The organism is Bacillus sp. ISL-77 (assembly GCF_018613105.1).
In genome coordinates, this window is record NZ_JAGGQY010000101.1 from 23,914 (window position 1) to 36,140 (window position 12,227).

A 12,227-nucleotide genomic window follows, 5' to 3' on the forward strand; every position below is an offset into this window, starting at 1 on the left:
AGGAAGCATTAAAGTGAATAGTGATTTTACAATAGCCGTCCATAGTTTAGTCTATTTAGCATATTTACCAGATCATATGGCTAGCAGTGAGTCGATCGCTACCAATGTTTGTACAAACGCGGCACGGATTCGCAAGATCATGAGTTGTTTGCGAAATCATGGATTTGTTAAGACAAAAGAAGGTATCGGCGGTGGCTATATTCTCGACTGTAACTCTCAAGAGGTATCATTGGCAGATATTTATCGTATAGTTTCACGAGGAAGCCTAAAACCAAACTGGTGCACAGGTGATCCGGAGCAAAAATGTGTGATATCGTCTAATACCCAGGTGATTATGGATCAAATTTTCAATGATGCTGAATTGTATTTTGAAAAATATTTAGAGAATATTACTCTTAGTACTGTTTTAGAAAAAATTAAACGTTGCACATGATTTAGTTTTTTCTTTCATGTATTCTGTATATTATTTTATTACAGTATGACGCGATATTGATGATATACTTTTTTTAAAAACCAAACTGTAACTTTTTTTATAACATTTAAGGGGTGTAGATGACGATGGCCGATAACAATCGATTTGAAAATGGGGATTGGGTACATGGAAGGTCAAAAGATGGAGAACTGATTCAAGGGTATGTTGAAACCGTAGACTCTCACAAAGAAATGCTACAAGTAAATGTGGTCGACAGTGACAATGAAAAAGCGATTGGAAAATCGATTTGGATCCTAAATAAACGGGCTGAAAAGCTGCCAGAGTTAACAGGTAGAAATGAAAGTGAGCTTTTAGCTTTAATAGATTTAGCTTTACTTTTTAAAGATGAGCAGTGGTTTAAGGAATTATCGGCGAAATTAGCATCTAGTAAAAAAATTCCAAAAGTGAATAACAAGAAATCTGAATATAAAATCAGTGGAAACAGAATTAGGGATTTAGATGCAAAAAGGTAATTATTAAATATTTGTCTGAAGAGAACAATAAAGTTTTTTAAAAATATAGCTATGTTAAACTTGTATGTTGATTTCCGCTCCAGGCGCTCGCTTTCCGCGGGCGGTCCGGGAGCCTCTTTTTCCGCAGGAGTCTCGCGCCTTCCGCTCCAATCAACATAGTGCCAAAATCCACAATGAGCCTTAACAGAGCCAAAAATATAAAATTAAATTGGAGGAAAAAATAATGGCTATTTCACACGTAACAGATCAAACTTTTGCTTCAGAAATGAAAGAGGGATTGGTGTTAGTAGATTTTTGGGCTCCGTGGTGCGGCCCTTGTAAAATGGTTGCACCTGTGTTGGAGGAAATCGATGCTGAAATCGGTGATAAAGTTGGGATTATCAAACTTAATGTAGATGAGAACCCAGAAACAACACGGGCATTTGGCGTCATGAGCATTCCAACGTTGATTCTTTTCAAAGACGGTGTTGAAGTAGATAAGGTTATCGGCTTCCAACCAAAAGAAGCTTTGACAGAATTAATTGTAAAGCACACTTAATATGTTAGGAATTTGCCTTGAACGAAACGGTAAACTATAGGATGAAGTTGTAGATTGGGTAAAGTAATTTCCAATTTAACATTAATGAACAAGGTGGAGGAGTAAAGCATGATGAATTTAAAATATGCACCATTATTTGAGTCATTTACGATAGGAAAGGGGATTCAAATAAAAAATCGCATTGTCATGGCACCAATGACCAATTTCTCATCAAATCCTGATGGGACCGTCTCAGATGCGGAGGTCAAGTATTATGAAAGGCGATCCAATGGCGTCGGAATGGTCATTACAGCATGTACCTATGTGACCAGGAATGGTAAAGGATTTCATGGTGAATTTGGTGGAGACCGTGATGAAATGATACCAAGTTTGCGTCGTCTAGCATCAGCGATTAAAGAGAAGGGGGCGAAAGCGATTTTGCAAATCTTCCATGGCGGCCGCCAGGTTCCACCTGAATTAGTAGATGGTGATGTGGTAAGTGCTAGTGCAGTTCCTTCAGAAGGTAAATGAAAACCTGTACCCCGGGCATTGACTGAAACAGAGATCGAATCCATTATTCGCGATTTTGGAGAAACCACTCGACGAGCCATTGAAGCAGGTTATGATGGTGTTGAATTACATGGTGCCAATGGGTACCTGATTCAGCAATTCTTTTCCCCTCATTCTAATCGTCGTGTAGACCGATGGGGTGGGACTCTTGAAAAACGTCTAACTTTTCCTCTAGCGGTTATTGATGAAGTAAAGAGAGTTGTTGCTGAATATGGGAAGGAGCCTTTCTTGGTTGGCTATCGTTTTTCCCCTGAGGAACCTGAAACACCTGGGATCACTATGGCTGACACACTTGCACTAATAGATACACTTGCAGAAAAAGACCTTGATTACCTTCATGTTTCATTGCAGGATTTCAGATCAACACCTAAACGGGGAGTTGAGGATACACGTTCACGTCTTGAAATCATTCAGGAGCTTGTAGGTGACCGAGTTCCAGTAATCGGTGTCGGTTCGATTTATACAGCTGATGATGCCTTAAAAGCATACGAAACAGGAGTCCCTTTAATCGCATTGGCACGTGAACTAATTATTGATCCTGAGTGGGTGCAAAAAGTGGAACAAGGTAGAGAATCTGAGATTGTCACCAAAATAAATAAGAATCATCAGCACGAACTGGAAGTACCAGATCCCCTCTGGAAGGCCATTATTCATTCGCCTGGATGGTTTCCGGGAGTAGAATAGAGCAGTTAATTACTTGCTAAACGAATAAGAGTAGCTTATCTAATTTGGATAAAATAAGTATCCGGTCAGCTTTCTGGTTTGTCGAAAAGAAATAAGTGAATTATAATGACAACAATGAATGTACTAGAATTTGGAGGAAAAAGAATGAAATTTCCTAATGATGCTGATGGAGATGCTTTACGAAGTCTATATAAAGAGGGATTAGATTTTAAAAAACAACAATCAGTGGAATTTTTTGTTGCTGTGCCTGATCAAACAACAGGAGAAAAATTAACACAAGTACTAAAAGAAGAAGGATTCAATTGTTTCTTAGATCAAGACGACGAAACTGACGAGTGGGCATGTTGTTGCTCTAAAAGAATGCTATTAAATTATAATGAATTAATTAAAATACAGAATAATTTAAATAACTTAAGCAAACCACATGGTGGTTATTCTGACGGTTGGGGAGTTTTTGTAGACTAAAAGGATTGAGAGAGGTATTCTTGTGTTTAGCGCCTGGTGTGAAAATAGTCGATCCCCTTTGAGGGAAATATAATATAAACTTGATCGGACGTGTTGCTGCATGTTCGGTCTTTTAATTTTAATCCTTATCATGCTTCAATTAAATCCAACTAGTCAAAAAAAGAAAACAAAAGTTGACTTGATAGTTTACGTTAGATAGTTCCTCGCATATGCGATGGACCAATTCCTTTTGTGAAATATTTCACAAAAAGTTCAATTATAGGACGGATATGATAATGATTTATCATGTATATTATCACTATAGTCATGTTGTTTATAATACTAGGGGGATTACTAATGAAAAAGATATTTCAGATACTATTAACACTAGGGCTTATTATGACACCTTTTTTTGCACAGGCACATGTGAAATGGTTCACAAAAGTAGTGCCACATAAGGAGTCTTTTGAACATATATTATCACCGGTGTTTATATTTTTAACTCTAGTTGCGGCTATTGTTTTAGCTGCATTAACCTTGATCATTCCGAAAATGGCTGAATGGGGACCAATGAAAAAAATGGAGGATCGTCTATCCAGTCTAAGAAAGTATTCTAGATACTTATTAAAATATGGGACCGCCATTGCATTGATAATTCAAATGATAAATGGAACGTTATTTGCTCCTGAGTTTCACATAAGTAGTACTTTCATTACTATATTAGCGTGGGTGACCATTGGATTTTTATTGATTCCTCATCATATTTCAACAAAAATCGGTGCTTCTATTCTATTAGGATTATTTATTTATGTAACGATCCATCATGGCATTTTTTATATGTTAGACTATGGTTTTTATGTAGCCATTATTGGTGTCTTATTGGTAGGGAGTACAAAGCTGGAGAAGGCAGGGTTCCCATTTCTCTATTTAGGGACAGGGTTATCACTGAGCTGGGTAGCCGTCGAAAAATGGGTTTATCCAGGTATGGCATTGGATATTGTCACTAACCATCATGTGCCTACATTTGGCTTTGAACCAAGTTTGTTTGTTGTGATGGCGGCGTTCATCGAATTTATTGTAGGTTATTTATTAGTTGTTGGTATTTTAAATCGAGTACTTGGTTTTGTGGTAACAGGAATTTTTATCTCAACCACAATGCTCTTTGGATTGACAGAAGTCATCGGCCATTTCATGATTCACGTTGTTTTAATCATCTTTATTATAGAGGGTGTTTCATTCTATAATCCGCCAATTAAAATGCATAAAACAAAAGTTGATCAATTTATCTTTGTATTTTTAAACTTCATTTTTGTGCTGGCGACCTTTTTATTGATCTACTATCGTTTCGCATAAGGATTTTTGTAGAATGTAAGCTAGATTAAATGAGGAACGAGTGGAAATTTTAAATAACATAAATAAATGAAAAAGACCTTGGCCCAATCAGCTATTTAGGTTGGTCCAAGAGCTTTTTTTTGTATTCATTTATAAAAGTCCTAAAAAAACATAATAAAAAGTTGATTTGTGCACGTTGCGAGTCAGCCTTCTTTTTCTTATATTCTATGTGGAGAATTGTGCAGACACTCCAGCAATTGGATTGTGACTTGTTCTTGTTTTGGTATCAAGAATAATTTCCTTGTTATTAATATGTTAATCACTATAAAACGTCTTACACTTAAAATTACTATTGTCCCACACTTACTATACGTGGTAAAATCTGAATATTATAAATTTATTACAAAAATTTACGATAGTAAGGAGACTGCTTCATTTATTGTTCATCAGTAGAATACATAAATAGTTGATTAATTTTAGGAGGATCAATGGATGAAAAAGAGTTTAGCACTATTTTTGTTTGGAGTGTTATTGTTGCTTTCGGCATGTGGAGGGGGAAGTAAGGAAACTGGCGGACAGACAAAGGACAAAAACGAGAAAGTGGTGAAAATAGGCATTACGCAAATTGTCGAGCATCCGTCACTTGATTCTGCACGAGAGGGTTTTATCGCGGCACTAAAGGATGCTGGCTATGAAGAAGGAAAGAACTTGAAGCTTGATTACCAAAATGCCCAGGGAGATATGAACAATAATATGTCTATTGCCCAAAAATTGGTTGCAGACAAGAATAACCTTATTTTGGCTATCGCCACCCCAAGTGCTCAGGCGGTGGTCAAGCAGACGAAGGATATTCCAATATTGTTTACCGCCATTACTGATCCAGTCGGGGCCGAACTTGTCAAAAGCCTGGAAAAGCCAGGCGGGAATGCGACAGGCACATCTGATACGCACCCAGATGCGATAAAGAATACGATTGCTGCAATTAAAACATTTATCCCCGATGCCAAGAAGGTAGGCATCATATATAACAATGGTGAACCCAACTCTGTTGTAAATGTTAAACACGCGAAAACCGCATTAGAGGCAGTAAGGCTGGAGGCGGTTGAAACAACCATAACTGCTAGTACCGAAGTAAAACAAGCAGCAGAGTCAATGGTAGGACGTGCGGACGTATTATACATTCCAAAGGACAACACCGTTGTTTCTGCCCTAGAATCGGTTATAACTGTTGCCAACGCCCAAAATATCCCAACCTTTGTCGGTGAAGGCGATTCTGTAAAACGTGGAACCTTCGCATCTTATGGATTTGACTATCACGATCTAGGCTACTCTACCGGTAAAATGGCTGTGGAAATTCTCAAAGGAAAGAAACCTAACGAAATTCCAGTTGGCTTCCCGGAAAACCTTGAGCTGTTTATCAACAAAAAAGCAACTAAGGAGGAAGGAATCACCTTAACAGAGGAGATGCTAAAGAACGGGAAGATAGTAGGAGAATAAAATCTACATTTATTTGTAACTGATAGGTTCCTTGGAAGGGAAATATATTTCTCAAAAAGCACTTGCTCGTATTAGTTTAAGGTTACCGTTTTGAGGTGCACGAATACAAATTGACTCACGAAATGGCATGCGAATTGACGCATGCCATTTTTTTGTTATATAACTTTAACTTATTACAGACATTAAACCCCAAATAATTCAGCGAATTTAGCTTGATCAAATCCTAGGATGAACTCTTCGCTATCTTCGTCTTTGATAATGGTTACTGGTGTAGCAGAAGCACCTAGTTCAATAAGTTCTTGCAGATATTGATCGTTTTTACGAATATCTTTTTCTTCGAACTCAATCCCATTTTCTTTTAACCATAGTTTTTCCGCATGACAAGGTGGGCACGTCTCTTGGGAATAAATAATCACTTTTTTCATTTTACGACCTCCACTTCATAATAGTTATTCTACACTGAATTCTCTTTTACTGTGTACATTTATATTCTTTAGTTCAATATTCAAAGGAATCTACATTTAATTAAACTCGAACATTTTTTTAGTATTTTTTATTAACGTTCGTGTTTTATCTTAAAATATTACTTGATTCATGCAAATTATTAAGTTAATATAGTCAAATAACAAACAATGTGAATGAGGTGGAAAATATCTTAATCTCAAGGAAAGAAGTGCGGAAGGATATTTCGTGAAAAATCATAGCTGTACACTTTGAATCATTACTATTACTCTTTTTATTTAAGCTGGATCATTTGAAAAGCAGTTCATCAGAGGGAACTCACATTTGAGAGCAGTGTTTTATTTTTATTATTTACTACATTTAACAAAAAATAATACTATTGTAATATGTCTAAATATTCATTATAATACTATTTGTTAGAGAATAGTTCAGTTGATTAAGTGGAGAGTGAACATGCACATCTAAATAGACAATGAATGTTGCAATATTATCTCAAACAAGTGGGGGAATATATCTTGAAAAAACTAATGAATAAGTGGAATCATATGAGTCTGGTAAAACAAATAATTGTAGGTTTGATTATTGGTATTATCCTGGCGGTTACGATCCCAGAAGCAGCAAATCCCATTGTGATATTAGGTTCTTTGTTTGTAGGGGCATTAAAAGCAATAGCACCAGTGCTGGTACTTTTCTTAGTTATGTCAGCCATCGCTCAACACAAGAGTGGTCACCAAACGAATATGAAATCTATTATTTTCCTATACCTTCTAGGAACCTTTTTAGCTGGATTAGTAGCTGTTATTGTAAGCTTTATTTTTCCTGTAGGCTTAACACTTGCAAAGGGTGCTGAGGAGTTGGCGGCTCCTGGTGGTGTGGTAGAGGTACTCAAAGCATTACTGATGAACGTTGTGGATAACCCAGTGAAGGCCATTTTTAATGGGAACTATATCGGTATTTTAGCTTGGGCTATAGTCCTTGGTGTTGCTTTAAAAAATGCCCCGGATACGACAAAAACAATGATTTCTAATTTTTCAGATGCCGTATCCAAAGTAGTTACATGGGTCATTAAGTTTGCACCATTTGGAATCATGGGTCTAGTTATTGAGTCTATTACTACAAATGGAATTGAATCTTTACTTAGTTATGGAAAATTACTTTTAGTTTTGATTGGCTGCATGGTCTTTGTGGCACTTGTTGTTAATCCAATCATTGTCTTTGCGGCAATTCGTCAGAATCCATACCCGCTTGTATTTAAGTGCATAAAGGAAAGCGGTATTACAGCATTCTTTACACGCAGCTCGGCTGCAAACATTCCTGTCAATATGAGATTATGTGAAAAACTAGGATTAGATAAGGATACCTATTCTGTATCTATTCCACTTGGCGCCACCGTCAATATGGCTGGTGCAGCTGTTACGATTTCTGTTTTGACACTTGCGGCAGTTCATACACTAGGCATTCAGGTGGATATACCTACAGCAATCATTCTCAGCGTATTGTCCGCTGTATGTGCATGCGGTGCTTCAGGGGTTGCTGGCGGTTCCTTATTACTTATTCCTCTAGCATGCAGCTTATTCGGAATTCCAGCTGATGTGGCTATGCAGGTAGTTGGGGTAGGCTTTATCATCGGAGTTTTACAAGACTCTTTTGAAACAGCACTGAACTCATCCACAGACGTCCTATTCACAGCGACTGCTGAATTTAATAAGATGCGTAAAGAAGGAAAAGATATAGATATCCAAAAAGCATCATAGTAAAGAGAAAACCCTCTATCAGCGGATAGAGGGTTTTCTCTTTATTGTATGTCGTATTTCTTAACCAAGAAAAATGGTCAACCTATTACATACTCTAATTGCTCGGGTCTGACACTTTTTTTATAAACCTATTATACACGTTTTTGTATTTTTATAAATCCGAAAAACCCCATACAGATTGAAAATACTACATTCTAATGCTCGAATTATGAAAACGCTTACTGAAAAAGTGGCATAAATATTCAAAAAAATCATAAAAAAGGATTGTCAAACTATGAATTTTTAAATATAATCAATTTATAGATGTAACAAAATATAACATGAAATTGCGAGGTAATATAACATGACAAACACACTAATTTCAAACTCACCCGCCGCTACTACAACTCTAGAACAAATTAAAGAAACGATTAAAGAAAAAAGTGTTGAACTATTACACTTGCAATTTGTCGACATAGAAGGGATCTTAAAGCACGTTACGGTAACAGTTGAGCAACTAGAAGATGTCGTAGAAGGTAAAATGATGTTTGATGGTTCTTCGATTAAAGGTTTTTCACCGATTAATAAATCGGACCTTTATCTTCAACCAGATTTAGCTACATTCGCAGTTCTTCCTTGGACAGTAGAAGAGGGATATGCAGAAGCACGCTTCTTATGTTCTGTAAAGAACCCAGACGGCTCACTTTTTGCTGGGGATACGAGAAATGTTCTCAAAAAAACAGTGGAACGTGCTGCTGATCAAGGGTACACGATTTCAGTTGGACCTGAGTTAGAATTTTTCCTTTTTAAAACAGATGAAAATGGATATGCAACGCAAGAACTCGGTGATAAAGCAGGTTATTTTGAGCCATCACCACATGATCTTGGCGAGCGCGTTCGTTTAGAAATCTACCGTGCCTTAAAAGCGATGGGATTTACCATTGAAGCATCTCATCACGAAGTAGCAGAAGGACAACATGAAATTAACTTTAAATATGCTGATGCTTTAACGGCAGCAGACCTGTCAACAACATATAAATGGGTCGTGAAGACAGTTGCGAAGAAATTTGGATTGCACGCTACATTTATGCCAAAACCAGTATTTGGAATCAACGGTTCTGGTATGCATGTCAATATGTCATTCTTTGAAGGAAGCGAAAATGCCTTCTTTAATCCAGAAGATGAGTTACAATTATCGGAAAAAGCATACCAATTCATTGCAGGTGTCCTAGAAAACGTAAAGAGCTTTACGGCAGTCACAAACCCACTAGTAAACTCTTACAAGCGTTTAGTTCCAGGCTATGAAGCACCATGTTATATTGCTTGGTCTGCTTCTAACCGTTCAGCGCTTATTCGTATTCCAGCAAAAAGAGGTCTTGCGACACGCGTTGAATTACGTTGTCCAGATCCATCAGCTAACCCTTACTTAACGTTTGCGGTGATCGCGTCTGCAGGTCTAGATGGAATCGAAAAAGGACTAGAAGCGCCAGCACCAATTAATGAAGATATTTTCCATATGAACGAAGAGAAAAGAGCATTCCTAGGTATTGATAACCTTCCTGGTAGCTTAGCAGAGTCAATAAAAGAATTAGAATCAGGTGAGATTGCTGCTAAAACACTAGGAGAGCATGTATACAGCGAGTATGTCTCATTGAAGAAATCAGAATGGGATAGCTACCGTACAAGTGTACATTCTTGGGAAATTGAGAACTACCATTCAAAATTCTAAGCTATTAAGTATTGATATAATAACATTTCTTAGTCGGTCAAATTTTTCATGAGTTTGACCGACTTTTATTTTGACCAACTTTTGACCGACTGAAAAACAAACTTTGACCGACTAGCATTTTTGACGGACTTTTTTGACCGATATTCTAACCTATTCATCAAGAAGTTCGCTCATGTAATTTTCCAATTTTTCAATAGAAGTGTTTTTCATTTTATCGGTAATGTGAATGTAAAATTCATTCGTTGTACTTATATCTTCATGACCCAATCTTTCTGAAACTTCCTGTAAGGGCATACCAGCTTCTAAACACATAACAGTATGTGTGTCTCTTAAATCATGAATAGTAATTCTTTTACCTAATTTAGATTTTTCTAAAACTCTTTTCAAGGCATTAAAAAGAGTAGACTTTGGAATAAATTCTCCATTATCATAACAAAAAACTAAATCATATTTTTGTTTTTGTAAATCTTCATAATAGTGATATTCGTCACCATATATTTCCTTATTTTGGTCAGCGGGTTTTTTAAGGTCTTTTAATTCCTCTAAAAGTTTTTTATCAACTTTTATTTTTCTATAGGCTTTTTCAGTTTTAGGAGGTCCGATTCTATCTTTTTGAACTTCGTTTATTTGATGATGAAGCGTTTTATTTACATCAATAGAACCATCTTCAAAATCAATATCTTGTGTGACCGTCAAGTAGAATGACACAATTTCTGCTGATTAATTTGAAACACTTTGGCCACCAAATATTGTTTTTCGATGTTTCATTCGCCAACTATCTTCGTTTAAATGAATGATCTCCACTCGATGCAAAATTCTATCCAATATAGCAGTAGTGATTGCTTGGTCCCCCAATAACTCACCCCATTCTTTTGGTCCTTTATTTGAAGTTAAAATTATAGATGTTTGATTATAAAGATTATTTATTAGATGAAAAAACATATTAGCTTCTTGCTTATCCATTGCCATAAACATTAGATCATCTATAATTACTAAATCTGCTTCTCTAATTCGTTTCATTCTTGTTTTCGATTTTCTAGTAATTTCTTCTGTTTTTAATACATGAATTAAATCGCCCATGGTTGTGAAAATCACTTTATAGCCATGGTTTAAAGCTTCAATTCCTAACCCGATCGAAAGATGGGTTTTACCCACACCTGTTTGTCCAAGAAGATAATATTATAAAGTTGCTCAATCCATGTTAAATCCTTTAACTGGTTTAACTTCTTACTACTTAATGATTTTTGCTCTTTTAAGTCGTATTCATCGACTGTGCTATAAAAGGGAAATGTCGCCCATTTAAATCGCTTCTCTAGTTGTTTTTCCTCCCTGCGACTCTGCTCATAGGTCACCACATCAAGGAGAAACTGAGTAAAGGATAAATCCTTTTGCTCAGCCTCTCTGATTATGGCAGGTAAGTGGTTTGCTGTTTCAGACAAACGCAGGGTTCTCATGAATTCTTGTAGCTGTTGGAGCTGACTCAATTTGAATCACCTTCCAATAAAACCGTGTAGGTATCCACTTCTCTTTTTGGGGCTTCTGTCTCCATAATCCAACCTGTAAGACTATTTAGTGGCGTTACATTCTCAGCGTTGTCATTCACTGTATCATGAACTTGGCGTTGTCGTTTAAGGTACTGAATGATGTCGCTGAAATCTGTCGCACTATATAATTTTCTTCTGACACATTCTTGTAGTGCTGCTGATAATAGGTCATCGCTATTTTGTTTTGTCTCTCTTAATATGATTTGTAATTGATCTCGAATATATCGAGGATACTTCTCCCGAAGGGTATTTAGATAGTGATTTACGACTTCCTTTTCCTTAAATTGGTTCGCAACAGTATCAAGATATGCATCTATGCCTTTTGTTCGATCGCGTGTGTGATTTCTATCTTTCATCAATTGACCTTTCCCATCAGGTATCTTATGTTTTGCAATCACTTCTCCTGTTTCAGGGATATAGATTAATAGATATTGATCCTCAGATTCCTTTACACATACGGTTTCATATTTACTAAACGTCCCGAGTGGAAGAGAATACCGATTAGACAAATACCGTATGGTATTGTCCTTATGGACACTTCTTGTTATACTATTCTCATATTTGTTTGTGAAATTTATATTTTTGATGACTGGTCTTAAGTGTTGCTTTTCCAAGGAGAACACTTTGGATAGGTTACAGTTAACTGGACAGAAATATTAAGGTCAAGTAGACTACAGTTACTATTACTGAGGAGAATCTATTATGACCAAAAGAGAGCGAAGAAAGTTCACAGAAGAATTCAAGAATCAGATGGTTCAGCTTTATTTGAA

The 12,227-nt window shown here is 36.5% G+C and carries 11 protein-coding genes and 2 pseudogenes; 9 read left to right on the top strand and 4 right to left on the bottom strand.

The window, feature by feature from the left end:
• Positions 1 to 13: 13 nt before the first annotated feature.
• The 7 genes and pseudogenes from J7E77_RS29800 to J7E77_RS29830 all read left to right on the top strand — a co-directional run bounded on the left by J7E77_RS29800 (position 14) and on the right by J7E77_RS29830 (position 5,989).
• A complete protein-coding gene (locus J7E77_RS29800; protein ID WP_214719185.1) occupies positions 14 to 433 on the top strand; it encodes an RrF2 family transcriptional regulator in 420 nt (139 codons plus the stop codon).
• 119 nt (positions 434 to 552) lie between these two features.
• On the top strand, positions 553 to 945 hold the full coding sequence (locus J7E77_RS29805; RefSeq protein WP_214719187.1) for an IDEAL domain-containing protein: 393 nt from the start codon (positions 553 to 555) through the stop codon (positions 943 to 945).
• 223 nt (positions 946 to 1,168) lie between these two features.
• Positions 1,169 to 1,483 carry a thioredoxin gene (gene trxA / locus J7E77_RS29810; protein ID WP_214719188.1) on the top strand — a complete coding sequence of 105 codons (315 nt, stop codon included), beginning with the start codon at positions 1,169 to 1,171 and terminating at the stop codon, positions 1,481 to 1,483.
• A gap of 111 nt (positions 1,484 to 1,594) precedes the next feature.
• Positions 1,595 to 2,716: pseudogene (locus tag J7E77_RS29815) on the top strand (NADH-dependent flavin oxidoreductase).
• 144 nt (positions 2,717 to 2,860) lie between these two features.
• The gene (locus J7E77_RS29820; protein ID WP_214719191.1) at positions 2,861 to 3,181 is read left to right on the top strand and encodes a ribonuclease E inhibitor RraB; all 321 of its coding nucleotides are present in this window, start codon (positions 2,861 to 2,863) and stop codon (positions 3,179 to 3,181) included.
• A 336-nt stretch (positions 3,182 to 3,517) separates the two neighbouring features.
• Positions 3,518 to 4,513: a hypothetical protein gene (locus tag J7E77_RS29825; protein WP_214719192.1), complete on the top strand. Its 996-nt coding sequence runs from the start codon at positions 3,518 to 3,520 to the stop codon at positions 4,511 to 4,513.
• A 471-nt stretch (positions 4,514 to 4,984) separates the two neighbouring features.
• Entirely contained in the window at positions 4,985 to 5,989 is a 1,005-nt protein-coding gene (locus J7E77_RS29830) for an ABC transporter substrate-binding protein (protein ID WP_214719193.1), read from the top strand.
• A gap of 182 nt (positions 5,990 to 6,171) precedes the next feature.
• On the opposite strand, the gene J7E77_RS29835 is transcribed toward J7E77_RS29830, so the two are convergent.
• The gene (locus tag J7E77_RS29835) at positions 6,172 to 6,414 is read right to left on the bottom strand and encodes a glutaredoxin family protein (RefSeq protein ID WP_088088174.1); all 243 of its coding nucleotides are present in this window, start codon (positions 6,412 to 6,414) and stop codon (positions 6,172 to 6,174) included.
• A 564-nt stretch (positions 6,415 to 6,978) separates the two neighbouring features.
• Between J7E77_RS29835 and sstT the strand changes: the two genes are divergently transcribed.
• On the top strand, positions 6,979 to 8,205 hold the full coding sequence (gene sstT / locus J7E77_RS29840) for a serine/threonine transporter SstT (RefSeq protein WP_374103019.1): 1,227 nt from the start codon (positions 6,979 to 6,981) through the stop codon (positions 8,203 to 8,205).
• 343 nt (positions 8,206 to 8,548) lie between these two features.
• Positions 8,549 to 9,913 (top strand): type I glutamate--ammonia ligase, encoded by a 1,365-nt coding sequence (glnA, locus tag J7E77_RS29845; RefSeq protein ID WP_214719195.1) that lies wholly within the window; start codon positions 8,549 to 8,551, stop codon positions 9,911 to 9,913.
• Positions 9,914 to 10,063: 150 nt separating this feature from the next.
• Here the strand turns inward: glnA and J7E77_RS29850 are convergent, their stop codons facing one another.
• From J7E77_RS29850 to J7E77_RS29860, 3 genes and pseudogenes are all read right to left on the bottom strand, one after another.
• On the bottom strand, positions 10,064 to 10,609 hold the full coding sequence (locus tag J7E77_RS29850; RefSeq protein WP_214719196.1) for a site-specific integrase: 546 nt from the start codon (positions 10,607 to 10,609) through the stop codon (positions 10,064 to 10,066).
• 24 nt (positions 10,610 to 10,633) lie between these two features.
• Positions 10,634 to 11,397: pseudogene (gene istB, locus J7E77_RS29855) on the bottom strand (IS21-like element helper ATPase IstB).
• Positions 11,394 to 12,071, bottom strand: a complete 678-nt coding sequence (locus tag J7E77_RS29860) for a hypothetical protein (protein ID WP_214719197.1) — start codon at positions 12,069 to 12,071, stop codon at positions 11,394 to 11,396. The pseudogene istB and the gene J7E77_RS29860 overlap by 4 nt, the downstream one beginning before the upstream one ends.
• Between the last annotated feature and the right edge of the window lie 156 nt (positions 12,072 to 12,227).

What these genes read in the sequence shown, in the direction of transcription:
- J7E77_RS29805 (WP_214719187.1), top strand. Translation starts at nt 553, where the DNA reads ATGACGATGGCCGATAACAATCGATTTGAAAATGGGGATTGGGTACAT.
- trxA (WP_214719188.1), top strand. Translation starts at nt 1,169, where the DNA reads ATGGCTATTTCACACGTAACAGATCAAACTTTTGCTTCAGAAATGAAA.
- J7E77_RS29835 (WP_088088174.1), bottom strand. Translation starts at nt 6,414, where the DNA reads ATGAAAAAAGTGATTATTTATTCCCAAGAGACGTGCCCACCTTGTCAT.
- glnA (WP_214719195.1), top strand. Translation starts at nt 8,549, where the DNA reads ATGACAAACACACTAATTTCAAACTCACCCGCCGCTACTACAACTCTA.
- J7E77_RS29830 (WP_214719193.1), top strand. Translation starts at nt 4,985, where the DNA reads ATGAAAAAGAGTTTAGCACTATTTTTGTTTGGAGTGTTATTGTTGCTT.
- J7E77_RS29820 (WP_214719191.1), top strand. Translation starts at nt 2,861, where the DNA reads ATGAAATTTCCTAATGATGCTGATGGAGATGCTTTACGAAGTCTATAT.
- sstT (WP_374103019.1), top strand. Translation starts at nt 6,979, where the DNA reads ATGAATAAGTGGAATCATATGAGTCTGGTAAAACAAATAATTGTAGGT.
- J7E77_RS29825 (WP_214719192.1), top strand. Translation starts at nt 3,518, where the DNA reads ATGAAAAAGATATTTCAGATACTATTAACACTAGGGCTTATTATGACA.